Source organism: Blautia sp. HCN-1074, assembly GCF_037890165.1.
In the GTDB taxonomy this organism is placed as follows: domain Bacteria; phylum Bacillota; class Clostridia; order Lachnospirales; family Lachnospiraceae; genus Blautia_A.
Genome location: NZ_JBBKBP010000019.1, coordinates 49,611 through 76,101, shown reverse-complemented (window position 1 = coordinate 76,101; position 26,491 = coordinate 49,611). Strand labels below are relative to the sequence as shown.

Annotated in this window: 23 protein-coding genes; 20 read left to right on the top strand and 3 right to left on the bottom strand. The window is 41.8% G+C overall.

Annotated elements, in window-relative coordinates; translation table 11 throughout:
* On the top strand, positions 1-1,533 hold the full coding sequence (locus WKT11_RS14760; RefSeq protein ID WP_117677266.1) for an FtsW/RodA/SpoVE family cell cycle protein: 1,533 nt from the start codon (positions 1-3) through the stop codon (positions 1,531-1,533).
* A 77-nt stretch (positions 1,534-1,610) separates the two neighbouring features.
* Here the strand turns inward: WKT11_RS14760 and WKT11_RS14755 are convergent, their stop codons facing one another.
* Positions 1,611-2,438, bottom strand: a complete 828-nt coding sequence (locus WKT11_RS14755) for a hypothetical protein (RefSeq protein ID WP_117677265.1) — start codon at positions 2,436-2,438, stop codon at positions 1,611-1,613.
* A 305-nt stretch (positions 2,439-2,743) separates the two neighbouring features.
* Here WKT11_RS14755 and WKT11_RS14750 point away from each other — a divergent pair, with 305 nt between their 5' ends.
* From WKT11_RS14750 to WKT11_RS14725, 6 genes are all read left to right on the top strand, one after another.
* Positions 2,744-3,310: an RNA polymerase sigma factor gene (locus WKT11_RS14750; RefSeq protein WP_055058379.1), complete on the top strand. Its 567-nt coding sequence runs from the start codon at positions 2,744-2,746 to the stop codon at positions 3,308-3,310.
* Positions 3,294-4,493, top strand: a complete 1,200-nt coding sequence (locus WKT11_RS14745; RefSeq protein ID WP_117677264.1) for a DUF4179 domain-containing protein — start codon at positions 3,294-3,296, stop codon at positions 4,491-4,493. The genes WKT11_RS14750 and WKT11_RS14745 overlap by 17 nt, the downstream gene beginning before the upstream one ends.
* A 516-nt stretch (positions 4,494-5,009) precedes the next feature.
* Complete coding sequence (locus tag WKT11_RS14740) at positions 5,010-5,669, top strand: response regulator transcription factor (RefSeq protein ID WP_025581106.1); 660 nt, start codon at positions 5,010-5,012, stop codon at positions 5,667-5,669.
* A gap of 5 nt (positions 5,670-5,674) precedes the next feature.
* Positions 5,675-6,946 carry a sensor histidine kinase gene (locus tag WKT11_RS14735; RefSeq protein ID WP_117677262.1) on the top strand — a complete coding sequence of 424 codons (1,272 nt, stop codon included), beginning with the start codon at positions 5,675-5,677 and terminating at the stop codon, positions 6,944-6,946.
* Between the two features lie 294 nt (positions 6,947-7,240).
* Positions 7,241-8,608 carry a DUF6034 family protein gene (locus WKT11_RS14730; RefSeq protein ID WP_117677261.1) on the top strand — a complete coding sequence of 456 codons (1,368 nt, stop codon included), beginning with the start codon at positions 7,241-7,243 and terminating at the stop codon, positions 8,606-8,608.
* Positions 8,609-8,754: 146 nt separating this feature from the next.
* A complete protein-coding gene (locus tag WKT11_RS14725; protein WP_340285173.1) occupies positions 8,755-9,381 on the top strand; it encodes a lactate utilization protein in 627 nt (208 codons plus the stop codon).
* Positions 9,382-9,583: 202 nt separating this feature from the next.
* Here WKT11_RS14725 and WKT11_RS14720 read toward each other — a convergent pair whose 3' ends face one another.
* The gene (locus WKT11_RS14720) at positions 9,584-10,489 is read right to left on the bottom strand and encodes an AraC family transcriptional regulator (protein ID WP_117677259.1); all 906 of its coding nucleotides are present in this window, start codon (positions 10,487-10,489) and stop codon (positions 9,584-9,586) included.
* Between the two features lie 169 nt (positions 10,490-10,658).
* Here WKT11_RS14720 and WKT11_RS14715 point away from each other — a divergent pair, with 169 nt between their 5' ends.
* The 3 genes from WKT11_RS14715 (at position 10,659) to proC (ending at position 13,453) form a co-directional block, all read left to right on the top strand.
* Positions 10,659-12,005 carry an MATE family efflux transporter gene (locus WKT11_RS14715; RefSeq protein WP_117677258.1) on the top strand — a complete coding sequence of 449 codons (1,347 nt, stop codon included), beginning with the start codon at positions 10,659-10,661 and terminating at the stop codon, positions 12,003-12,005.
* A 135-nt stretch (positions 12,006-12,140) separates the two neighbouring features.
* On the top strand, positions 12,141-12,587 hold the full coding sequence (dtd, locus tag WKT11_RS14710; protein WP_117677257.1) for a D-aminoacyl-tRNA deacylase: 447 nt from the start codon (positions 12,141-12,143) through the stop codon (positions 12,585-12,587).
* 71 nt (positions 12,588-12,658) lie between these two features.
* The gene (gene proC / locus WKT11_RS14705; protein ID WP_117677256.1) at positions 12,659-13,453 is read left to right on the top strand and encodes a pyrroline-5-carboxylate reductase; all 795 of its coding nucleotides are present in this window, start codon (positions 12,659-12,661) and stop codon (positions 13,451-13,453) included.
* 481 nt (positions 13,454-13,934) lie between these two features.
* Here proC and WKT11_RS14700 read toward each other — a convergent pair whose 3' ends face one another.
* Positions 13,935-14,390 (bottom strand): CYTH domain-containing protein, encoded by a 456-nt coding sequence (locus WKT11_RS14700; protein WP_117677255.1) that lies wholly within the window; start codon positions 14,388-14,390, stop codon positions 13,935-13,937.
* A gap of 168 nt (positions 14,391-14,558) precedes the next feature.
* Here WKT11_RS14700 and WKT11_RS14695 point away from each other — a divergent pair, with 168 nt between their 5' ends.
* The 10 genes from WKT11_RS14695 to WKT11_RS14650 all read left to right on the top strand — a co-directional run bounded on the left by WKT11_RS14695 (position 14,559) and on the right by WKT11_RS14650 (position 26,301).
* The gene (locus WKT11_RS14695) at positions 14,559-16,100 is read left to right on the top strand and encodes a M20 family metallopeptidase (protein WP_117677254.1); all 1,542 of its coding nucleotides are present in this window, start codon (positions 14,559-14,561) and stop codon (positions 16,098-16,100) included.
* Between the two features lie 122 nt (positions 16,101-16,222).
* Positions 16,223-16,783 (top strand): DJ-1 family glyoxalase III, encoded by a 561-nt coding sequence (locus WKT11_RS14690; RefSeq protein WP_117677253.1) that lies wholly within the window; start codon positions 16,223-16,225, stop codon positions 16,781-16,783.
* Positions 16,784-17,189: 406 nt separating this feature from the next.
* Positions 17,190-18,476, top strand: coding sequence for a trigger factor (gene tig, locus WKT11_RS14685; protein ID WP_117677252.1), 1,287 nt, complete (start codon positions 17,190-17,192; stop codon positions 18,474-18,476).
* 94 nt (positions 18,477-18,570) lie between these two features.
* Complete coding sequence (clpP, locus tag WKT11_RS14680) at positions 18,571-19,152, top strand: ATP-dependent Clp endopeptidase proteolytic subunit ClpP (RefSeq protein ID WP_008705991.1); 582 nt, start codon at positions 18,571-18,573, stop codon at positions 19,150-19,152.
* 132 nt (positions 19,153-19,284) lie between these two features.
* Positions 19,285-20,604, top strand: coding sequence for an ATP-dependent Clp protease ATP-binding subunit ClpX (gene clpX / locus WKT11_RS14675; protein ID WP_117677251.1), 1,320 nt, complete (start codon positions 19,285-19,287; stop codon positions 20,602-20,604).
* 20 nt (positions 20,605-20,624) lie between these two features.
* Positions 20,625-22,940: an endopeptidase La gene (lon, locus tag WKT11_RS14670; RefSeq protein WP_117677250.1), complete on the top strand. Its 2,316-nt coding sequence runs from the start codon at positions 20,625-20,627 to the stop codon at positions 22,938-22,940.
* A 110-nt stretch (positions 22,941-23,050) separates the two neighbouring features.
* Positions 23,051-23,656, top strand: coding sequence for a ribosome biogenesis GTP-binding protein YihA/YsxC (yihA, locus tag WKT11_RS14665; protein ID WP_117677249.1), 606 nt, complete (start codon positions 23,051-23,053; stop codon positions 23,654-23,656).
* 100 nt (positions 23,657-23,756) lie between these two features.
* On the top strand, positions 23,757-24,602 hold the full coding sequence (locus WKT11_RS14660) for an energy-coupling factor transporter ATPase (protein WP_117677277.1): 846 nt from the start codon (positions 23,757-23,759) through the stop codon (positions 24,600-24,602).
* A complete protein-coding gene (locus WKT11_RS14655) occupies positions 24,593-25,501 on the top strand; it encodes an energy-coupling factor transporter ATPase (RefSeq protein ID WP_117677248.1) in 909 nt (302 codons plus the stop codon). Before WKT11_RS14660 ends, WKT11_RS14655 begins: the two co-directional genes overlap by 10 nt.
* Positions 25,498-26,301: an energy-coupling factor transporter transmembrane component T family protein gene (locus WKT11_RS14650; protein ID WP_117677247.1), complete on the top strand. Its 804-nt coding sequence runs from the start codon at positions 25,498-25,500 to the stop codon at positions 26,299-26,301. The genes WKT11_RS14655 and WKT11_RS14650 overlap by 4 nt, the downstream gene beginning before the upstream one ends.
* Positions 26,302-26,491: the final 190 nt, after the last annotated feature.

Genomic DNA, 26,491 nt, shown 5'->3' with positions numbered 1-26,491 from the left:
ATGGACGAATATCTGAAAACATTACTGGAACAGATTCGCTGTAAGAAAGCGCGGCCCTATGTAAAACAGGAATTTCAGGATCATATAGAAGATCAGATCGAGGCAAATATGCAGGCAGGCATGGATCGTGAACAGGCAGAGAGGGAAGCTGTCCGGGATATGGGAGATCCTGTGGAAACAGGAATCTCTCTTGACAGTGTCCACAGGCCTCAGGTTGCATGGAAACTTCTGGGGATAATCGTTCTTATCAGCATTGCAGGCGTTTTGATACATGCAGGGATTGCCGGAAAAATCAGTGAGAACGCTGCGGCCGGTTCGGACAGATATGTGTTCCATGTTGTGATCGGACTTGCAGTTATGATGATTTTATATCTTCTGGATTACACTGTACTGGCAAGATTTTCGAAAATAATTGCCGTCATTTTACTGTTTGCCTGCCTGGTTACTTTGTTGGGTGGCTATCAGTTAAATGGAGCAAGATACTTCATTGTGCTGCCAGGTGGAAGAGGAATATCCATGCAGACTCTGATGCTGTTTTATGTTCCCATATATGGAGCAATTTTGTATAAATATCATGGATGGGGATATAAGGGCTTGATGAGAGCAATCATATGGATGATTGCACCGGTTATATTGGTCTATGCCATGCCTGCGCTTATGCCGGCTTGCATGATGCTGGTATCTATGCTGGTTATGCTGACAATCGCAATTCAAAAGAACTGGTTTACTGTGAGAAAAAAGAAAGCCATCTGCGGAATCTGGGCTGGTTTTCTGGCTATGCCTGTGGCAGCTTTTCTGATCAGGTATCTGAGCAGCAGCCTGACAGAATATCAGATCTCACGTATACAGGCTATTTTTTCAGGTGGTGGAGAAGAGGATTATTTCACCGGAATGCTGCACTCATTCTGGCAGCAGAATAAATGGATAGGGAAAAGTGGATCAGATGTAATGGGAAATCTGCCGGCCTTTAATGCGGATTATATTTTGACCTATCTGTCATCTGTATATGGAACAATTGCAGTCATACTTTTATGCTGTGTTCTGGCAGTTTTGATTTTCGCAGTTTTTAACACTGCCATGAGGCAGAAGAATCAGCTTGGAATGATGATGGGATGTGGATGCGGAATTGTATTCCTTATAAACTTTTCCATAAATATCCTGGAAAATCTGGGTGTATTTCCACAATCAGTAACATTTCTTCCCTTTTTATCAGCAGGAGGAAGCTGCATTATAGTTTCGTATGGACTGATGGGGATTGTATTGAGTACATACAGATATAAAAATATCTATCCACGGCATCTGAAAATAGGTTTCAAATTCGATAAAACCAAAGCGAGAAAAGCTCTGTATGTCTCAAAAATGTCTATGTGCATATTGACAGGAGGCACTGTTGCTGTTATGTGCATTGCCATATATTGGGATTTGTGCAAGGCTTATATGAATATTCCGTTGAAAATCATAACCATTGTACTGACATTGCTTCTGGTTGGAAATATGAGAAGAATCGTGCAGTACAATGAAATGAACAGATAGAAAATGCAAAAAACTGTATTAAGGAAAAATACCGCCATATTGATTGTGATAAGTCAATATGGCGGTACTTTTATCCATTAATTGTCAGGAGTAATTGTCTTGCGGTATTTTTCACGTTTATCTGTCGGAACTTCCAGGGCGTTCATTGCCTGGTCAATGGTCAGGTTCATATTTTTCATAAGTTTTTTGATAGAGTCGGTTTCTTTAAGTTCAATACCCTTTTCCATTCCCTCATCCATTAACATCTGTCCAAGTCTGGTCATTCGCATTACCTCCTTAATTTCGTCTAACTCAGCTCTGTCTAAGAACTTGTCAGCCAGTGTATACAACATGGCGGTTGCCTTTTCAGCACTCAGCTCAATATTGGGCTTTGCCAGACGAATAGCTTCTTTAAACATATCCTTGCGGCTCATTTTTCCGGACATCAATGGTGTCAGGGAAAGAGCTGCGTAATCATCTTCAGTAAAAGCTTCATCGTTATCCTGCTTCTGCTTTAATTTCCGGAATACTTCATCTGCATTTTTGTCTTTCAGATAAATCGGTTGCACTCTGTAAGTATATAATCCACAGTCCAGTTCAGATTTCACATTCGTAATCCCGCCGGAATAAATGACGTAAGTAATAACTTTCTTCCCTGTCTTGTTGGAATATACTGCATCATATGCATGGAATCTTCGCAAATCCGCTTCTTTTTTATCCGTAGTCTGAAACTCTGTATGTATATAGAACCCACCCGTAGTCAGAAAGGTAAAGTCCATATACAAAGACTGAATTGTCAGTTCCACCAGCTCTGTTGGTCCGATTTCTTCATACTGGTAATCAATTCCCAGAGTCTTAAGAATCGTATTCCGAAAATAGTCGAAGCCCATCTTCATAACAGCATCTTCGTGTTTAGCGTTTGCCATAAGGTACTCCCTTATTCGTTAAGTATAGTCCTCATTCGTACCTTGAAAATGTCTTCGGCTGTTCTTTTGGTTTTTATCATTTGTAAGGAATCAGCTTGTCCTCCTTTATATGCTCATTTTATCAGAACATACTTCATTTCTCCAGTCAGAAATTGTGAAAAGATAGCGAAAAGACATGTTGACTTTTCGACAGTATATTGTTTACTCTGAAAAAAGAAAATTATTTTTATTAAAACTGCAACTTTACCATTCAAAATCCGTCTTATCTTATGAAGACAAAATAAAAGAAACGTGAGGTGAAAAAAGTGGAAGATACAGTAATTATCAATCTGTATTTTGACAGATCGGAAAAAGCCATACAGGCGACCGAAGAAAAGTATAGCAGGTACTGCTTCAGTATTGCCTGGAATGTTCTGTATGATAAGGAAGACTCCGATGAATGCGTCAATGATACATGGCTAGCCACATGGAACTCCATACCACCCAGAAAACCGGCAATTCTGTCTGTTTTTCTTGGAAAAATAACCCGGAACCTGGCAATTGACTGTTTTCGCAGGAAAAAAGCTGCAAAACGGTCAACAGAGCACATATTAGAATTATGCAAAGAACTGGAAGAGATAGAGGATGTAACAGCATATTCTTTGAATGATGAAATTCAGAGAAAAGAGATTCTGGAAATTCTTGAAAAATTTCTGGAATCCCTGAAAAAAGGTGACTGTGACATTTTTATACGACGCTACTGGTATATGGACAGCATCAGCGAAATTTCAGCCCGTCATGGAATTTCAGAAAGCAGAATCAAATCCAGCCTCTATCGAAGCAGAAAAAAACTATGGGAAAGGGTGAAGCATTTATATGGAAAAAGGATTTAAAACATTAGAACTGATCGGTGATCTGGACGATAAATACATATATGAAGCTTCTAAACCATGGAAAAAACAGCACCGCTTTTCACGGATGCAGAGAAAGTGGAAAATAGCAGCAGCCGGAATCATACTGCTTATCACTGCAGGATGTACACTGAAGTATCAGGAAGATGTAAAAGCAGCATTACAGAGAGTGACCTCCTGGATCGGACAGGCACTGGGAATTGAGAACGGTGACACCGATTCTTATACAAATGTTGTAGGAAAAAGCATCTCAAGAGATGGAATCACCATAACATTGAATGAGATTGTAATGGACAGCAAAAATCTATGGATTGCATATTCCGACAGTGAAGACTTAAACGACAAGAATCACACCGGAAAAGAACAAACGAAAAAAGACCTGACCTCTCAGGACACAGACTCAGATACACAGAATACAATAGAGGACAAAATCTTATTTACAGAAGTACGAATTAATGGTCAGGAAATCCATCAAGGTCTGGGTCAAAGAACAGTCAATAACAATGCTTTGTCAGAAAATCCAATAACAGTAGAAGACTTTACAATTGGAGAAGAAATCAACACAGAGGGAACTGTAAACATAGAGTTCAAAGTATGGTCGATCGCAATGTCTGATGCCGAAACATGGGAAAACATCCAGAAAATACAGGCCAATACACAACCTTATACATTTAAACTCACAACATCAAAAGAAGAGCTGGAGAAAAACACCGTAGATATAAATCTGGATCAGAACATTAAATTCGATTCCAACATTCTCAACCTTACAGAATTCAGATGGAATCCATTCGAAAGTACAATTTACGGAACATATGATGGAACAGTGTATATTGACAGTGACTATTATCTGATCGGAACAGACGATCAGGGAAACAAAATCTGCTATCAGGAGACAGGAAGAAATGGCGAAGAAACTGCATTCCAACAAACCATAGACCCTGAATTCACCGGCTACAAAGAAATCTCTCCGGAAGCAAAATTAATCACATTACAATTATATGAAGTAAAAAACGATACAGCCCACCAGGTATTCGAAGAAAAAACAGATAAAGATTCCTCAGATGATGTCTACGTAGAATCTGCAGGCTATGTATATAATGAGGGAGAAAGCCCCACAGATGACGCAATACCAATAGGAGACAAGTTTACAGTACAGATAAGATGAAAATGAAGAAGACATATTATTTAAACAAAGATGTTCTGCCGACAATCCCGGTACCACATGATTGTATAATTAAAAAAATCCGTATAGAGCACAAATGGCTAATATTTACCTTTGACAATGATACATCCTATTATGATTCTGTCAGAAAACTTAGCCCAAACATCAGGAATTTGATTTTGAAATATCATCTAAGTAATCCAGAAGACTTTTCTGTATATAAGTGTAGTAAAACTTTAAAACGAATCTTAAATAAAGAATGCTATATACGCCAGAATACCAAGAAAATTACAAAATTACCCCGCAAACGTCTGGAATATTTGTACCATAATGTAGGATACTGTTCGATTATAACTAAGTTGCATTCAGATGCTCCTGTTATGATAGATGCAGGGGTTGATTATCTGGTATATGAGTGGATAGAATAGTATGACTAATGAAGTAAAATATATATCTTTGTAGACGTTACATCTTCGAAACGTTATACTATTTCCATAAACTAATCGAGGTGATCCCAAAATGAAAAACAAAATCCTGGTAATCGAAGATGACAGAGCAATTTCCGAATTATTATGTATGAACCTAACCATAGCTGGATACGAAACAGTAGCCGCCTACGACGGAATAGAAGCCCAGCGCCTATTGCTATGGAATGAAGATGCAGACCTTGCAGTTGTCGATATTATGCTTCCCGGCAAAGATGGCTTTGCTCTGATGGAAGATTTCCGCGCAAAGAATCTCCCGGTGATCTACCTTACTGCAAAAGATGACGTAGCATCCAAAGTAAAAGGCCTGAAACTCGGTGCAGAAGATTATATGGTAAAGCCTTTCGAAATGTTGGAACTTCTTGTACGGATTGAAAAAATCCTTGAAAGAACCGGCCGTGCAAAGAGAATTCTCACAATCAAAAATATTCAGGCAGATCTCCAGAGCCATCAGATTCTGAAAGATGGGATTCCCGTAAACCTGAAACCACTGGAATACGATCTCTTTATCCTGCTCTTACAGAACAAAAACATCGCACTTGGAAGAGAAGAACTATTAAAACGTGTCTGGGGCGAAGAATATCTGGGAGAGAGCAGAACTGTAGACGTGCATATCGGCCAGCTCCGCAAGAAACTGGAGTTGTACGATGAAATAAAAACAATCCCAAAACTTGGCTATCGACTGGAGGACTAACCGCTATGAAGTTGTGGAAACGGACAGTAGCACTTATGTTGATAACACTTTTGTGCTCTCTGATACCGGTCGGTGTCCTGAGCCTGTATGTCACAGGAAAAAGAAGCCTGAATAATGCTGCTGAAACCTATGGACGACAGCTTGCAAATGGAAAAAATCTCCTGGAACAATTCTGGGACAACAGTAAATATGAGCAGATGTCAGAAACAGGAAAAAAATCTTATCTGGAATTCCAGTTTCTGAGATGCTGCGGTGAGAAAATGCTCCTCATTAATTCCGAAAGTAAAGAAGCTGTAGTAAACCGCACAGATTATGAGATTGTCAGCATGGATAATCTCGGTTTAAACAACAAAACGGATTCCTATGAGTACAAAATCCAGAAACTGAATCACAAATACTTACTTTTACAGCATGCGCTGCTTACAAATCCAGAGGGTTACGAAATACTTTCAGTCCGTGATGTTACTTCTATGTTTACGGAACTGAGACAGACGGCAGCCTGGTTCCTGGGAATCTATCTGGCAGTATTTTGCATTGCTGGTCTGTTTATCTATCTAATGATGAAGCGGACCGTACAGCAAATGGAAAAACTGCAGGAAGTAGCCGGAAAACAGGAAATGCTTATGGGAGCACTTGCCCACGAAATGAAAACACCTCTTACTTCTATTATTGGATATTCAGACACTCTGCGGCATGTAAAACTAAACGATGAACAAAAAGACCGTGCCTTGGAACATATCAGCCGTGAGGGAAAAAGACTTGAAAAACTTTCCGGAAAAATGCTCCAGATGCTGGGGCTCCATCAGAATGATTCAATAAAAATGGAGTCACACTCTATAGGAGAACTGCTGGAACATGTAGTTCAGCTAGAGGCAGAACAGGCAGCGCAGAGACAGATACAATTACAGACAGAATACGAAGATTTTTCTATGAAAATGGATGATGAATTAATGGAAAGTCTTCTTGTAAATTTGATAGATAACGCTCTCCGTGCTACAGAAGCAGGAGGTCGTATTACCGTAAAAGCATATAAAGAATCGGGTAGGAAAATTCTGGAAGTTTCAGACAACGGTCGGGGAATCCCACAGGAAGAACTGGGAAAAATTACGGAAGCTTTTTACATGGTAGACAAATCCAGAAGCCGCCAGGAGGGCGGAGCAGGACTTGGACTTGCGTTATGTGTAAAAATCGCAGAAGTTCATGGAGGCAGACTGGACATCACAAGCCAGCTTGGAACAGGAACGAAAGTAAGAGTAATATTTGATAAAAAAAGATAAGGATTTAACCTGATCAAACAAATATTCTGCTTCAATTATGAATAACTGACCGATCCAGACGGATTCACTCGTTATTACATGGACAATATTAAACAGATGAAATTTACAACTTGTTTACATCTTGATGAATACATTAGAAGTACAGTATGGTACTCTTTTCTTATAAGAAGAGGGTACCTTTTTTAATGAATCAGGAACGTAGCGAATGCGGATAATTTTATCTGACAGACCAAATTAAGCAGCAAAGAAAATATTTTATCTGTTCAGCTACATATGCGAAAGGATGAGAAAGAAATGAAGAAAATAAAAATATTTGTGGGAGCTCTTTTATGTATGAATCTTTTAACAATATCAGGATGTGACAAGGTCGTTCATTCTGCCGTTGTAGAAGAAAAGGATAAGACTGTTGTAAAGACAGAGGAAAACAAAGAGAAAGAAACAGTTCAGAAAACAGTCACTGAACAGGTGCAGGCTCCGAAAACCTACCAGACAACCATCCAGTCCGATTTAAGATCCGCAGAACGAACAGATCAGGAAAATCCTATGAAATTTACCCTGACAGCCGATGCTCCGATAGAAGTGCCGGATGTGGATGCCATATGCCTGAAAAATGTAAAAAAAGTGACAATTTCTGAAGAAGAGCCACAGAAAGTACTGGATACTTTTGCCAAAGGGCAATTGTTGAAACAAGACTATGATGGATTGGCAGAAACATATGAGGTGGATGGACTGACGTACCAGTATACAGGTACATTCCCCGATTTAGAAGCATTTAGTTTTTGGGAAAAATATGCTGCGTTTGATGATGTGAACGAAGAAAATATGTCTCAGGATGAGAAAAAACAAAGAGCAGAACGATTTCAGAATTATATAAAAGCAGGAAAGCAGAATATGACTGATGACGGCGCAGAAAATTATGTAAAGGATATTGTTTCTGGAGAATGGCACCTGTTTGACAGTGCATCAAAAGAACTCACAGAAGAAAACTGCACTTTGGAAGAGACCTCTTTTTTCTTTGAAAGAATGGTCGATGGTGTACCTGTTAATTATATACGGAATTCTTATCTGCCATATGATGAATTATCCCGTCCCTGGATAGATGAAGACGATAATTTTCATGAAGCGAAGTGCGATGTGTGGGATAATGAATCGCTGACAATGATTTTCTGCAGCGGAACACTTCAGAGTTTCCAACACAGTGATCCAATTGAGGTATCAGATGCTTCGGACGAAGCATTGTTTCTTCTGCCATTTGATGAAATCAAAGATATTTTCGAAAAAACAATCACCATGCAGATTATGACAGAACAGGAAAACCGTCTGCCGGCAGTAGGTGGCATAAGTTTCAGCCGTTATCCCTCTATTGATGCACAGAGTGTTGAGATGATGATAACAAAAGTCCAGCTTGGATATATGCGCGTGCGGGAGGGCAACAGCAGCACAGAGGGAAGTCTGATTCCGGTGTGGGATTTCTATGGAACCTGGAATTCCCAGGAACCGGCCTATGCAGATGGCGGTGATGAAATGGGTATAGACAGCGTTACTATGGATCGCATCGGTGTACCGCTTCTCACAATCGATGCACGAGATGGCAGTGTCGTACAAAGAGTACAGGGCGGATCATCTACTACGTTTCCTGGTGGTATTGGAGAATGTGAATAAACCGTAATAAAAAGTGCAGTGTTTATCTGGTTGAAATAGAAATGAAACCGGAAATATGGTATGATTGGGACAACAATTAAAACCAGAGCGTGTTTGAAAATAATTTCTACAATCTGCATGCTCCAGACATTAAGGAGGACACAACAATGGATGCAAACATGAAAAAAAGAAACGAACTTTTGGCAAAAACAGTGATCAAGGGACTGGAATCCCGCAATATGTCCGGGTATTATGCAAAAGATAAAGAAACAGCATTAAAGCAGGCCCTGGAACTGATCCCAAACGGAAGCACAATCGCCATGGGTGGATGCATGAGTGCACATGAGATCGGTCTGGTCAAAGCTCTGCAGGATGGAGATTATAATTATATTGACCGCGCAAAGCTTGAACCTCGTGAGGGACTTATGGCAGCCTATGATACAGATTTCTTTTTATCCAGTGCCAATGCAGTCACAGATGATGGCGTCCTTGTCAATATTGACGGCAATTCCAACCGTGTATCCTGCATTGCCCAGGGCCCGAAAAAAGTAATTTTTATTGTAGGTATAAACAAAGTCTGTCCGGATCTTGACAGTGCAATGAAGCGTGCCAGAAATGTGGCTGCCACAGCTAATGCACAGAGATTTGATATCAAAACTCCATGTAAGGAAACCGGAAAATGCTTTGACTGCAAATCTCCGGATACCATCTGCTGTCAGTTCCTGATCACCAGATATTCCAGACATAAAGACAGAATCCATGTGATTCTGGTAAATGATACGCTGGGACTTTAACAAAATCAAGTAAGTCCCCTGCTTCAATTGAACACAAATAAAAAGAACAGCCTCATTGACGCATAATAAGTCAAAGGGGCTGTCCTTTTTTGGAAAACAATAGGTCTGAAAAAGTCAATATCTGTATCATGTAAATCAATACCGGAATGGTTTCTGACACAGAATCCTAATATAATATCTATGCGGCAGAAGGATAACCATATTAGCACTTTTGCAGCTTAAGAGAATTGTATTCACCGGGATTGCATCCGAATTGTCTGCGGAATGCCCGGGCAAAACGGCTGGCGTTGCTGAAACCGGTCATATCTGCAATCTGGATCATAGAATATTGGCGGCTCTGAACCAGAGGCAGACTTTGGTTGACACGATATTCTTCCAGATAGCCGGTAATTGTTTTGCCGGTCATTTTTTTGAACAGGCGGCAGCAGACCTCTCTGGACAGATGAACCTGGTCTGCCAGTTCCTGCAGAGAGATGATGGATTCAAAATGCGTATTAAGATAGTTCAGCATCTGTTCCAGCCTTTCCAGTTCCAGCTGGTTGGCTGGAACAAATTTTGCAAGATCATTCTGGTGTTCGCAGAGAATCATACCGAAAATTTCACAGAGAAGCCCCTTAATCTTCAACTCATAACAGAAGGTCTTCTGATTAAAGAGGGCTTCTGTTTCATTGAGCTTTTGGATTACGGTCCGGGTACATGAGTTTCTGGAAGTAAGAAGGATGCAGGGAACAGAAGAATTCTGGAGAAAAGGACGAAAACATCTGCGTTCCACATCACTTCCGTATTCGCCATATATGAAATCCGGACGTGCCAGAAAGGTACTGTATCTGGCATGACTGTTATTAGGTGAATGACAGCTATGAGGTACATTACGGTTCAGAAGAAGAACATCTCCAGGTCTTACAGTGTAGCTTTTCTGATACACCTGATAGATAGCTTCTCCTTCTCTGGGAAGACTGATCTCCAGGTCATTGTGCCAGTGGATAGGTACGTTTTTTCCCTCAAATGCCCACAGGTCATCATGATTAACGGTCATGGGAAAACCGACAGTTCCATGTTCACAAAGTTCGCGGTTGGTTTCATCTACAAGAATTTTACGCATAGCCATATTACAGTTCTCCGATTTTATTATATGTACGCTGTGATGAATTGCTCACAGAAGCATGATCATCAACATGATCTGACAATTTATCACAGGATATATTCATTTACAATGCTTATTATAACCACAATTATAACGTTGGTATGCACATCGCGCAAGGAGAGGAGTAAGAAACATGGCAAGATCAAAAGAGATGGATCTGACTACAGGTAATCCATTCCGGTCATTGCTGAAATTTGCGATCCCTGTAATTCTGGGAAACCTGTTTCAGCTTTTTTATACACTGGCAGATTCTGTGATCGTAGGAAAAACGCTGGGCGCAGACTCCCTGGCAGCAGTAGGTTCCACCAGTATTATTATTTATTTTGTATTCTGTTTTATCAATGGATTCACAGGTGGCTTTGGTATTTGTCTGGGACAGAAATGTGGAGCAAAGGATGAAAAAGGAATGCGTAAGAGCGTTGCGGTTTCCGCACTTCTGAGTATTGCCTTTACAGTAGTACTGACACTGATCTGCTGTCTGCTTTCTCATCAGATTCTGCGCTGGATGCAGATTCCTGCTGATATTTCCGGTGAAGCATACGACTATATGTTTGTAGTTTTGCTTGGTACAGGTGCTACCGTTTTCTACAACATGATCTCAAATATGCTCCGCGCATTGGGAGACAGTAAAACACCACTGTATTTCCTGGTATTTTCATCTGTATTAAATATTTTTCTTGATATTCTGTTTATTGTACCGTTTCATATGGGGGTGGCCGGTGCTGCATGGGCGACTATTCTGTCACAGTTCCTTTCCGCAGTGCTGAGTCTGGTTGTAGGACTGAAGAATTTTCCGATTTTGCATCTGCACAGAGAAGATTTTACAGATTTAAAAGACACGGCAGTCCTGCACCTGAAGACCGGATTTCCTATGGGATTCCAGATGTCTGTCATGTGTATCGGACAGCTTGCCATGCAGGCAGTGGTAAACTCACTGGGTACTGCAGCAGTTGCAGGATATACCGCAGCATCGAAAGCAGACCAGCTTTCTGTACTGGTAAACAATGCAATGATGACCGCAATTTCCAACTATGTGGCTCAGAATTTTGGTGCAGGCAGATGGGATCGTATCCGTCAGGGCGTGCGCGCCTGCCTGATCCAGACAGAAGTATTTAATCTGATCATGTGTATTGGAATTCTGCTGCTGAGACATCCGATTGTAAGAATGTTTCTCTCAGATCCCACAAAAGAAATCTATCACTATTCAGATATGTATCTGACGATTGTAGCTCCCTTTTACTTTGTGCTTGGACTGCTGGCAGTATACCGTACATCCATCCAGAGCATGCAGAATGGCAAAGCACCTTTTGCTGCATGCATGATTGAACTGGTTATGCGAATCGCTGCAACAGTAGGTCTTTCCGGAATTATCGGATATACATCTGTATGTATTGCCAGCCCAATGGCATGGATCGGAGCCTGTGCACTTCTGATTCCGGTTTATTATAAGATGATGAAGGAAATTGTGCAGCATTACTGAGAATGGAGTGACGAGTGCGAGTAATAAAATTTTGAGATAACAGCCGTAAGGGATACTTTACAATAGAAAAACGGATAAAAATGTGCTATGCTATCTATCAACAGACAGAAATCCATTGATTAAGGAGAGGGAATTATGCGTTTTGTAATTCAGAGAGTAATGCATTCAAAAGTGACAATTAATGGTGAAGTACGAGGTCAGATAGGTAAGGGCTTTATGGTTCTTATCGGAGTAGGAGAGGAAGATACCGTTGAAATCGCAGATAAAATGATCCATAAAATGGTTAATATTCGTATTTTCGAAGATGAAAACGGTAAGACAAATCTTGGCCTGAAGGAGGTGGGCGGAAGTCTTCTGCTTATTTCCCAGTTCACATTATATGCTGACTGTAAAAGAGGAAACAGACCTTCTTTTATAAGAGCAGGGGCCCCTGATATGGCTGAAAATCTGTACAAATACATAATTGCCAGATGCAAAGAATACATTGATATTGTTGAGCAGGGAGAATTTGGGGCAGATATGAAAGTAGAGCTTGTGAATGACGGTCCCTTTACAGTCATATTGGACAGTAATGAATTATAATGCTATAGATATGAAAAAAGCAGTTATAAATTATCAGAAAGCAACAGGAATTGCAAGAGAGGAGCAGATTTATGAAAATCGGATTTATCGGATGCGGAAATATGGCTTCTGCCATGATCAGTGGTATGCTGAAAAAAGGACTTTATAAAAAAGATGAGATTATTGTTTCCAATCTTTCAGAAGAAGGAAGCAAACGAAGCAAAGAAAAACTGGGAGTGGTTACAACTTTGGATAACCATGAGGTGGTAAAAAATACAAAACTGGTTTTCTTGGCAGTGAAACCACAGTTTTATGAAGAAGTGTTGAATGAAGTAAAAGGTGAACTGACACCGGAACACACAGTTGTAGGTATTGCACCGGGGAAAACTCTTGCCTGGTTAGAAGAAAAATGTGGACAGCCTTTGAAAGTGGTAAGAATGATGCCGAATACTCCAGCTCAGGTTGGGGAAGGTATGACAGGTGTATGTACCAATGGGAAAGTGTCTGCAGAAGAGCTGGCACAGATTTGTGAGATTACCAACAGCTTTGGACGTACAGAGGTAGTTCCGGAACGTCTGATGGATGCGGTTGGAGCTGTAAGCGGATGCTCACCGGCATATGTTTTTATGTTTATAGAAGCAATGGCAGATGCAGCAGTAGCGCAGGGAATGCCGAGAAAACAGGCATATCAGTTTGCGGCGCAGTCTGTACTTGGAAGTGCAAGGATGGTGCTGGAGACAGGGATGCATCCGGGAGAACTGAAAGATATGGTATGTTCACCGGCTGGTACGACTATTGAAGGTGTACGGATTCTGGAGAAGAATGGGTTTAGAAGCGCTGTTTTTGAAGCTTTGAATGGGGCGGCTGAAAAAGGGAAAAAAATGTAGATTTCTTTCAAAAATACAAGTTACTTATCTGTTAGCTGTTCCGGAAACGATTCAAAGAGAATTTGGCGTGTATGATTATGTACGTGATAATTTTCCTAAATATGTTGTCACAATGGATGAAATCGATATGAGTCAGAATGGGATTAAACATAAAAATATCAGAAAGTTTTTAAGCATGGAAGAATGGTGAATTATCGCAATTAAAATAGATGACTTAGTTTATTTGGCTAAAAGGTGAGGAGACTGTGTTTTGTAAAACTGCAGTCTCCTTATTTTGGAAAGAAGTATTATTGTAAAATTTAACCAAATCAAGTAAGTCCCCTGCTTCAATTGCGAAGAGCAATAAGCAGTGGGTGGGGACTTGCTTGTATCAGAAGGGGTACAAGCCCCTTCTGATAAACTGCGAAGCAGTTATTTGGTTATGAGCAAGTAGCGAAAGCGGATTGCGAATATCCGATTGACTATGCCAGGCAATTAAATTTTACAGATTTCCCTGACTTAAACGGCTGTTATGGTATTTACCGGAATTTGTGACATCTTCTCCAAACCATGCCGGTGGTGCATAGCTAAGTGCTTCCTCTTCAGAAGAAAACTCCACTTCTGCAAGATAAAGCCCTTTATACGGAGCATCAAATACATCCAGCTCAATGGTAAGTCCATCTTTTTCAGGAATCAGATAGCGTGTTTTTGAGATAAGAATGCCGTCGGCTTTGGGACGCATATGTTCATAGGATTCTTTGGTAAGAGGAAGATTGTATTCCTCACGAGTCATAAGTCCCTTAGATTTATAGGTGAGATAGTAGTTATCATCCTCTTTGCGGATACGAACCACCGGTGCAGTGGATAAGTATCCCTGTTCCAGTTTATGGTGTGGATAAGAGCCAAGATTTTCTGGTAGATTTTCTTTAGAAATTAAAAATTTACGTTCGATTTCCATTTCGGGTTCCTCCAATGAGTAAAATGGTGTCATATTTTATTTTGTGCTATAATTGATGATAGCATAAATAGAAAAATATGGAAAGAATTTTGGCTATATTACTGAGAACGAAGTGAACAGTAACGGCAGAAAGTATTTTACATTTACAATAAGAAAGCAGGAGATAAAATGAATCAGGAAGACAGATATACAAATGAATATATAAAAGAAATTTCAGAAGAAATCGACAGCCGAAAAGAATACTATGCCGAAATCAGCAACAAAATCTGGGAGTTTGCCGAGCCAAGATTTCAGGAATACAAATCCTCAGAATTACTACAACATGCACTGAAAAAAGAAGGATTTTCTGTTAAATCCAATTTGGCAGGTGAGGAAACTGCATTTATTGCAGAATATGGATCTGGAAAACCAGTTATAGGATTATTGGGAGAGTTCGATGCACTGCCGGGACTTTCACAGAAAGCAGATGTAATAGAAAGAATACAGGTGGAACATTCATCTGGCTCAGGTAAGAGTGAATCACAGGAATCGGAAGCAAACAACGCTCATAAAAAGCCGGATAATAATGACAATATGCAAGCCTGCGTTAATAATTGTGGTCACGGCTGTGGACATCAGCTCATTGGTACGGGAACCCTTGCATCTGCCATAGCACTGAAAAACTTCATGCAGAAACACAACTTAAAAGGCACAATCCGCTACTACGGCTGTCCTGCAGAAGAAAACGCCGGCGGCAAAGCATTTCTTGTCCGCGACGGTTATTTCAACGACTGCGATCTTGCCCTTTGCTGGCACCCGGAACAGGGCCGGAGAGCATGCTACGGAAGCACCAAAGCAAACTTCCGGGTATTTTTCACATTCCACGGAACCCCCGCTCACGCCTCCATGTGCCCGGAACTCGGCCGTTCCGCACTGGATGCAGTAGAGCTGATGGATATAGGCGTAAACTACATGCGCGAACACATGATAGACGAAGCCAGAATCCATTACGCCATCACCGACACAGGCGGAGACGCGCCAAATGTAGTCCAGTCCAGAGCCCAGGTACTCTACGCTATCCGTGCCCCAAAGATTACCCAGGTAAAAGAGCTCTACAACCGTGTCTGCAACATAGCCAAAGGTGCCGCCCTCATGACCGAAACCACCGTAGAAATCCGCCAGGTAGCTGCATATTCTAACCTGATCTCCAACAAAATTTTGGCAGACCACATGAACACATACCTCGAAAAACTCGGCCCAATCACTTATACCGAACAAGAATATACCTACGCCCAAAACTTCCAGCAAGCCCTCTCAGATCAGGACAAAAAACAACTCCCGGCCATCGCCCGGGATTACTTCGGTCCGAATGCAACCGAAGCAATGAAAAAACCAATCTTTGAGCCAATCGCGTATCAAAACTTATACAGCGACCTCAAATACTCCACCGACGTAGGTGACGTAAGCTGGATTGTTCCAACCGTCCACCTCAATATTCCTACATTCGCCGCAGGAACCGCTCTTCACTCCTGGCAGGCAGTCGCCCAGGGCAGATCCACCATTGCCCACAAAGGAATGCTCTATGCCGCCAAAATCATGGCTCTCACCGCTATAGATTTCTTGCAAACTCCAAAACTGGTAGAAGATGCTAAAAAAGAGCTGATAGAGACCTTAGATGGAGAAACATATCCAAACCCCTTACCTGAAGATCTGATTCCAGAAATCTGGTAGATTTTAAAACATTGTAACTAAACATAAAAAATGCTATAATCCTTTTCAGAAATACAATAGAAAATACAATAGAATTGCTATAGAACAATCCAATAAAAATCACCCAGGAGGTACCTCAAAAAATGAGCAAAAAAGCATACATCTTCCTGGCCGACGGATTCGAAGACATCGAAGGTCTCACCGTAGTAGACCTTCTCCGCCGCGCCGGAATTGACATCAAAACCGTATCCATCAAAGAAACCACCCAGATCCAGACATCCCACGGCATCACCATGCTCACTGACACAACATTTACAGAAACCAGCTTCACCGATGCCGATATCCTCGTTCTCCCAGGTGGAATGCCAGGAACAAAATACCTTGCAGCATACAAACCACTCACCGACCTCCTGACAGATTTCAACAACAAAGGCAAAAAAATCGCAGCCATCTGCGCAGCTCCAAGCGTATTCTCAGGACTTGGTTTCCTCAAAGACAAAAAAGCCACATCCTACCCGTCATTCATGGAAGTCATTGCCAAAGATGGCGCCCAGACCAGTGAAGACAGTGTAGTAACAGATGGAAATATCACTACCAGCCGAGGTCTTGGAACAGCCATAGATTTCGCACTTTCCATCATCGAACAGCTTGAAAGCAAAGAAAAAGCAGACGAAATCGCAGAGTCCATAGTATACAAACGCTAAAGAATCCGCAGAAACCTTGTATTTCCGCGAATTTTCTGCGAAAAAACACTAGCACTTTTAGTTTTTTTGTGCTATACTGCTACAATGACTGTAAATATATAATTAAGTTATAGACAGGCCTTTTGCGTTACTGTCCACGGGGAATATTCCGCAAGGTGTTTTTTGTGAACGGAGTTCACGGAAAACCCGAGACATATCGCGCGAATTTATGCGATAGCATAAATTCTGTGCATCGCGAAGCGTGTTACTGGGCACGGAGTGAACAGTGACTCTCCCGCTTCTGTAAATGGTGGGAGCGGAGCTTAGACTTGAATATATAGAAATAGGTAAAAACTGTGAATGATATAACGCAGCTGAAAAAACCAGTCGCAAATTATAACCTGAAAATTAAGGAGGAACACGTAACATGAGTTTACAGGTGGAAAAAATGGAAAAAAACATGGCGAAACTTACTATCGAAGTTGCCGCTGAAGATTTAGAGAAAGCTATGCAGAACGCATATCAGAAAGCAAAAGGAAGAATCTCCATTCCTGGATTCCGTAAAGGAAAAGCTCCAAGAAAAATGATCGAGCAGATGTATGGAAAAGGAGTATTCCTTGAAGATGCTGTTAACGCTCTGATTCCGGAACACTACAGCAAAGCTTTAGCTGAATGCGAACTTGAGATCGTTTCCCAGCCAACAATCGACATCACACAGGCTGAGCCGGGAAAAGCATTTATCTTTACAGCAGAAGTAGCTACTAAACCGGAAGTTACATTAGGTGACTACAAAGGTGTAGAAGTACCGAAGACTGAGATCACAGTAACAGATGAAGACGTAGATGCTGAGATCAAGAAAGAGCAGGAGAAAAACTCCAGAACAATCAACGTAGAAGACCGCGGAGCTCAGTTACAGGATGTTGTAACAATCGACTTCGAAGGATCCGTAGACGGAGTACCATTTGACGGCGGACAGGCTACAGAATATCCTCTGACACTTGGTTCCAACACATTCATCCCGGGATTCGAGGATCAGCTTGTTGGCGCTAAAGTTGGCGATGATGTAGATGTTAAAGTTACATTCCCTGAAGAATATCAGGCAAAAGAACTTGCCGGCAAAGAAGCAATCTTCAAATGCGCGGTTAAGAAAATCGAAGCAAAAGAACTTCCGGAACTGGATGACGATTTTGCAAAAGATGTTTCTGAGTTCGATACACTTGCAGAGTACAAAGAACACATTAAGACAAACCTTGTAGAAAGAAAAGAAAACGAAGCAAAACGTGCAAAAGAAGATGCTGCAGTAGATAAAGCAATCGAAAATGCACAGATGGATATTCCGGAAGCTATGCTTCAGACACAGTGCCGTCAGATGCTTGATGACTTCAGCAGAAGAATGCAGTCTCAGGGATTATCCATGGATCAGTACTTCCAGTTCACAGGCATGACAGCTGAGAAGATGATGGAAGACATGAAACCACAGGCATTAAAGAGAATCCAGACAAGACTGGTTCTTGAGAAAGTTGCAGAAGTTGAGAACATTCAGCCAACAGAGGAAGAAGTAAATGAAGAAATCTCCAAGATGGCTGAAGCATACAAAATGGAAGCTGACAAGTTAAAAGAATTACTTGGAGAGCGTGAACTTGAGCAGATGAAGAAAGACATGGCTGTTCAGAAAGCAGTTACTGTTATCGCTGACGCTGCTAAAGAAGTTTAATTTTAAAGTAATCAAATTTTAATACGGGAGAGAGGCAGACTTATCTGTTTCTTCTTCCCGGAAAAAAGTCAGCCGCGAAAATGGAGGCGTTTATATGAGTTTAGTACCTTATGTCATTGAACAGACAAGCAGGGGAGAGAGAAGCTACGACATCTATTCAAGGCTTCTGAAAGACAGAATTATTTTTCTGGGTGAGGAAGTAAATGATGTGAGTGCAGGACTGATCGTATCACAGCTTCTTTTCCTGGAAGCAGAAGATCCTGGTAAAGATATCCAGCTGTATATCAACAGCCCGGGCGGTTCCGTAACAGCCGGCATGGCAATTTATGATACCATGCAGTACATCAAATGCGATGTTTCCACCATTTGTCTTGGAATGGCTGCCAGCATGGGAGCATTTCTTCTGGCAGGAGGTGCAAAGGGCAAGAGATTTGCTCTTCCGCATTCTACAATCATGATCCATCAGCCATCCGGTGGTGCACAGGGTCAGGCAACAGAGATCCAGATCGTGGCGGATCATATCGCACAGACAAAGAGAACTTTAAATGAATTATTGGCTGCAAATACCGGTCAGCCGATAGAAGTTGTTGAGCGTGATACAGATCGGGACAACTATATGACTGCTGAAGAAGCAAAGGCATATGGACTGATTGACGGTGTAGTCATGCATAAATAATGCGAAAGATAAGACTCCTGTGAATCATCACAGGAGTCTTATTATATCACTAAAGCGACCCGCCGCAGGCGGAGAATCCTGCAAAGCAGGATTCTTTTTTAAATCAAATTTAGAAAGGATAGACATAAATTCATGGCAGAAAAGATGAGAGAAGGAAAAATAAGATGTTCCTTTTGCCAGAAGACAGAAGACCAGGTAAGAAAACTGATCGCAGGTCCGGATGGTAAAGCATTCATTTGTGATGAATGTATTGGGATCTGTTCAGAAATCATGGAAGAGGAATTAAATCCTTATGATGACAGTGAAATCATGAACTCTGATATCAATCTTCTGAAACCGGAAGAAATCCATGCAGTTCTGGATGATTATGTAATCGGACAGGATGCTGCGAAGAAAGCTCTTGCCGTTGCTGTTTATAATCACTACAAGAGAATCCTTGCATCCAGAAATTCCGAGGTAGAGCTTCAGAAGAGTAATATTCTGATGCTTGGCCCAACAGGTTCCGGTAAGACATTACTCGCCCAGACACTTGCAAGACTTCTGAATGTACCATTTGCTATCGCAGATGCCACAACACTGACAGAGGCCGGTTATGTAGGTGAAGATGTTGAGAATATTCTTCTCAAGATCATTCAGGCGGCAGATTATGACATTGAGCGTGCACAGTATGGAATTATCTATATCGACGAGATTGATAAGATCACGAGAAAATCTGAAAATGCATCTATTACACGTGATGTTTCAGGAGAAGGTGTACAGCAGGCTCTCTTAAAAATCCTTGAGGGAACAGTTGCAAGCGTTCCTCCGCAGGGTGGACGTAAGCATCCGCATCAGGAATTCATCCAGATTGATACGACCAATATCCTGTTTATCTGTGGTGGTGCTTTTGACGGAATCGAGAAGATCATTGAGTCCAGACAGGACACCAAGTCTATCGGTTTTGGAGCAGAAGTTTCCGTAAAAGAAGAGAGGAATGTAGGAGAAGTTCTGAAGGATGTAATGCCGGAAGACTTTATCAAATTCGGTCTGATTCCTGAGTTTATCGGACGTGTGCCGGTAGTTGTAACTCTGGATGCGCTTGATGAGAATGCACTGATCAGCATTCTGAAAGAGCCGAAGAACTCACTTACCAAACAGTATCATAAATTATTTGAGCTGGATGGCGTTGAGCTTAATTTCGAAGATGATGCGCTGCAGCTTGTTGCGAAGAAATCTCTGGAACGTAAGACTGGAGCCAGAGGACTTCGTGCAATCATGGAAGGTTCACTGATGGATCTGATGTATAAGATTCCGTCAGATGATACAATTCGTAAGTGCATAATTACAAAAGATGTAGTAGAAGGCACCGGTGAGCCGGAGATCGTCCGCGGAGAAGCTCCTGCAAAGGCGAAGACAGCCGGAAGCAGAAGATCGTCCCGGACACATAAGAAAGACAAGCCGGAAACAGCCTGATGAAAGGGACTGAACAATAAATGACAAATCAGAATATGGTGCTGCCGGCGATCGCCCTCAGGGGAACAACGATTCTTCCGGGGATGATCGTTCATTTTGATGTAAGCCGGGAACGCTCTGTCAAGGCGATTGAAGCAGCCATGCTTCATGACCAGAAGATTTTTCTGGTAACACAGATTGATCCTGAGGTGGAGACACCGGATCTGGCAGGTGTGTACCGCGTGGGAACTGTCGCTTATATCAAACAGGTTGTGAAACTTCCTCAGAACCTTCTGCGCGTACTCGTAGAAGGAACAGGACGCGCCACACTTGTGAAATTTGAGCAGGAATTTCCATTTATCAAAACTGAGATCACACCGGTTGATGAAGAAGAAATGCAGATGCCTGAGCCAGTGATGGAAGCCATGCACAGAAGTCTGAAAGAATTATTCCACAGATACTGCATGGAGAATGGAAAAGTCAGCAAAGAGCTGGTAGCACAGATTTTAAATATAGAGAATATAGAGGAACTTGTTGAGCAGATCGCGGTAAATATTCCGCTGTCTTATCAGAATAAACAGAAGATTCTGGAAGCACTGACACTGGAAGAACGCTATGAAGTTCTGGGTGCGATCTTAAGTAATGAGATTGAGATCATGCAGATTGGCAGAGATCTTCAGAAGAAAGTGAAAGCCAGAGTCGATAAGAATCAGAGAGAATATATTCTAAGAGAACAGCTGAAACTGATCCGTGAAGAACTGGGAGAAGACAATACTGCAGATGATGCAGAGGAGTTTAAGAAGAAGCTTCAGGAGCTTCAGGCCAGTGATGAAGTAAAAGAGAAGATCAGCAAGGAGATCGAGAGATTTAAGAATACCAACACCAATGTTTCTGAGAATGCGGTACTCCGTGGTTATATTGAGACAATGCTGTCGCTTCCATGGGATAAGAAATCTGTGGATTCCGATGATCTGAAAGAAGCCTGGAAAGTACTCCAGGATGGTCATTACGGATTAAAAGATGTAAAAGAGCGCGTGATGGAATTCCTTTCTGTCCGTAAACTGACACATAAAGGGAAAAGCCCGATTCTCTGTCTCGTGGGACCTCCGGGAACAGGTAAGACATCTATTGCCAAGTCCATTGCAGAAGCTATGCATAAGAAATATGTGCGCATCTGTCTGGGCGGTGTACGAGATGAGGCAGAGATCCGTGGTCACAGAAAAACTTATGTAGGTGCTATGCCAGGTAGAATCACAGCTGCATTACAGCAGGCAGGCGTAAGTAATCCACTGATGCTTCTTGATGAAATCGATAAGACCAGCAGTGATTACAAAGGAGATACCTCAGCAGCGCTTCTTGAGGTACTTGATCCGGAGCAGAACAGCAGATTTCTGGATCATTATATAGAAGTTCCACAGGATCTCTCAGAGGTACTGTTTATTGCCACTGCAAATGATGTTCAGGGAATCCCGAGACCTCTTCTTGACCGTATGGAACTGATCGAGATCGCAGGCTACACAGAGAATGAGAAAGAGCACATTGCAAAAGAACATCTGATTCCAAAACAGATGGAAGAGAATGGTATCGAGAAAGGAAAGTTGACGATTCAGACAGCAGCCCTTAAGAAGATCATCAATAATTATACAAAAGAAGCCGGAGTTCGAAATCTGGAGAGAACCATTGGTCAGATCTGCAGAAAAACTGCGCGATTGATCATGGAAGAAGATAAGAAAAAAGTCACAGTTACTTCTAAGAACCTGTCAGATTTTCTTGGAAAAGAACATTTCAATTATCTTATGGCAAATAAGAAAGATGAGATTGGTATTTCACGTGGTCTTGCATGGACACAGGTAGGTGGAGATACACTTCAGATCGAGGTCAATGTAATGCCAGGAAAAGGCGAGCTGATGCTTACCGGACAGCTTGGCGATGTGATGAAGGAGTCTGCACAGGCGGGAATCACTTACATTCGCTCCATTGCTTCAGATTATAAAGTAGAACCGGAATTTTTCCAGGAAAACGATATTCATGTGCACATTCCGGAGGGAGCAGTGCCAAAAGACGGACCATCCGCGGGTATTACCATGGCAACTGCCATTCTTTCCGCTATTATCAAGAAGCCGGTAAGAGCAGACCTTGCCATGACCGGTGAGATTACACTGAGAGGAAGAGTACTTCCAATCGGTGGTTTAAAAGAGAAACTTCTTGCCGCAAAATATGCGAAGATCAAAGAAGTATTAGTACCGGCAGAGAATAAGCCGGATATTCAGGAATTAGATAAAGAAATCACAGACGGACTTACTATCACATTTGTAAGTTCTATGAAAGAAGTACTGAATAAAGCACTTGTATCCTGATAACACAGTAATGATAAAGAGCATTACTCAGAATCGAAGTGAACAGCAAACAAAGAGCCAGTCTGGGAAATGACTGACTCTTTGCTGTGAAAATAAAAGCGAGGAAATCAATGGTTATTAAGAATGTATCATTAGATATCGTCTGTGGCATCACCAGTAAGCTTCCGGATACCAACAGACCGGAGGTTGCATTTGCAGGAAAATCAAATGTAGGAAAATCATCTCTGATCAACGGACTGATGAATCGGAAATCTCTTGCCAGAACAAGTGCGCAGCCGGGAAAAACACAGACCATTAACTTTTACAATATCAATGAAACTATGTATCTGGTAGACCTGCCTGGCTATGGATATGCAAAGGTTTCACAGTCTGAGAAAGAAAAATGGGGCAAGATGATCGAGAGATATCTTCATACATCCAAAGATCTCAAAGCTGTTTTTCTTCTCATTGACATCCGTCATGATCCATCTGCAAATGACAAGATGATGTATGACTGGATCCTGAATAATGGTTATGAGCCGATCATTATAGCGACCAAGCTTGACAAGCTCAAACGAAGCCAGGTTCAGAAGAATATCAAAGCAATCAAAGAAGGGCTGAAGCTGAGCAAAGATGGCATCATCATTCCTTTTTCCGCTGAAACAAAGCAGGGAAGAGATGAAATCTGGACTCTGATCGATGAGTTGACCGGACTGGCAGCTACTGAAGAAGCCTGAGAAAATAAAATGTTACTGAATAGTTGCTGTCCGTTGATTGCAGAGTACATTTTCTGAGAATAAAATGGACAGTGAATACAAATACGAGGACAAAAATATTATGGGAATTATCAAGGCGTTCAAGCTGGGATTTGACTATCTCAAGTATGATGAAGATGGCAACGTGCAGGATACGCAGCGTGCTGTCAATGATGTAAACCTGGACATTGAAGCCGGACAATTCGTGGCTATTCTGGGACATAATGGTTCTGGAAAATCTACTCTTGCAAAGCATTTGAATGCGCTTCTCATTCCGACGGAAGGGACGTTATGGGTAGATGGGATTGACACGTCTAAAGAGCCGGAATTATGGAAAGTCCGCCAGAAAGCGGGCATGGTTTTTCAGAATCCTGACAATCAGATCATAGGAACTGTGGTAGAAGAAGATGTAGGTTTCGGACCGGAGAACATGGGAGTGCCGACAGAGAAAATCTGGGAGCGAGTAGATGAGAGCCTGAAAAAGACAGGCATGACCTCTTATCGTTATCATTCTCCGAATAAGCTTTCCGGAGGTCAGAAGCAGAGAGTTGCTATTGCCGGTGTGATGGCAATGCGTCCGAAATGCATCATTCTGGATGAGCCAACTGCGATGCTTGATCCGAATGGACGAAAGGAAGTTCTGGAGGCAGTCAGTGATCTTAATAAGCAAGAGGGAGTGACTGTAATTCTGATCACACACTATATGGAAGAGGTTGTACGCGCAGATAAAGTATATGTGATGGACAGCGGAGAAGTAGTGATGCAGGGAACACCGAAGGAGATTTTTTCTCAGGTGGAGACTCTGAAGGAATACAGACTGGATGTGCCACAGGTAACACTTCTGGCACATGAACTTCATAAAGCCGGAGTGGATATTCCGGAGGGAATACTGACTACAGAGGAGCTGGTGAATGCCTTATGTCTATAGAATTAAAGAATGTAACATACACTTACAGTCCGGGAACTGCTTATGAAATCCATGCACTAAAAGATGTAAATCTTTCTATTCCGGATGGACAGTTTATTGGAATTATCGGGCATACAGGAAGCGGAAAGTCTACCCTGATCCAGCATTTTAATGCACTGATCCGTCCGACTTCCGGTACGATCACATACAATGGAGAGGATATCTGGGGAGAGAAATACGACCGCCGTGCACTGCGAAGTGAGGTAGGCCTGGTATTTCAGTATCCGGAGCATCAGCTTTTCGAGAATGATGTCCTTTCTGATGTCTGCTTTGGACCGATGAATCAGGGACTGTCCAGAGAAGAGGCAGAAGTAGAAGCTAAGAAAGCATTGCAGCATGTAGGTTTTAAGGAAGAAAATTATAGCAAATCCCCGTTTGAACTTTCAGGTGGACAGAAGAAACGAGTTGCGATTGCCGGAGTTCTGGCTATGAACCCGAAAATTCTCATTCTGGACGAGCCGACTGCAGGTCTGGATCCGAAAGGGCGGGATGATATCCTTGATCAGATTGCAGAGCTTCATAAAGTAAGAGGAATTACGATTATCCTTGTATCTCACAGTATGGAGGATATTGCCAAATATGCGGAGAGACTGATCGTAGTCAATGATGGAGAAATAGCCTATGATGATGCGCCGAAGGCAGTATTTGCCCATTACAGAGAACTGGAAGCTATGGGACTTGCAGCTCCTCAGATCACATATATCATGCATGCTCTCAAAGAAAAAGGACTGGATGTAGATGTGACCGCAACTACGGTGGAGGAAGCGAAAGAGAATATTCTGGCAGTGCTGAAAAAGACTGCTCCGGAGAAGCTGCTCCGTACAGATGAGAAGGAAAATAAGGGAGGACAGGAAGCATGATCCGAGACATTACATTAGGACAGTACTATCCTGCCAAATCTGTTCTTCACAGAATGGACCCAAGAGCGAAGCTGGTAGGTACACTTGTATTTATTATTTCTGTATTTGTATTTCATACATTTCCGGGATATGCAGTAGCAACTTTATTTCTGGCAGGCATGATCATAATCTCAAAAGTTCCGCCGAAATTCATGTTCAAGGGACTGAAAGCAATCGTAATGCTGCTTATGATCACTGTAGTATTTAACATCCTGCTGACTCCAGGAAAAGTTCTCTGGCAGTGGGGAATCTTTCATGTAACAGAAGAAGGCCTGAAACTTGCCGGAAGAATGGCTATCCGCCTGACTTATCTTGTGATTGGTTCTTCCGTTATGACACTGACAACCACGCCAAATCAGCTTACAGACGGTTTGGAACGTCTGCTCAGACCACTGAATAAACTTCATGTACCAATCCATGAGATTGCCATGATGATGTCCATTGCATTAAGATTTATCCCGATTCTTCTTGAAGAGACAGATAAGATCATGAAAGCACAGATTGCACGTGGCGCAGATTTTGAAAACGGAAATCTGATCCAGAAAGCTAAGAACATGATTCCACTTCTGGTACCGCTGTTTATTTCCGCATTCCGCAGAGCCAACGATCTGGCAATGGCGATGGAAGCAAGATGCTATCACGGCGGAGACAACAGAACCCAGATGAAACCTCTGCATTATGAAAGCAGAGACTATATTGCGTATGTGGTGATGTTTGCTTATCTGGGAATTGCGATTGTATTTAGAATCGTTGGAATTTAAAAAATGGTATTGTGTCAAATTTTTCAGATTTTTTTCAAGTATGCTCCAGCAGGCATGTTTGAAAAGTTTTTGAGTTTGACATCATAATAATTTATATGCTGTGATCCTATAGAAAGGGTTGCAGCATATTGTTTATACCAGATACGATAAAAACTTCTGGATAAAATTTTGTGTCATCTCTATCAGAATT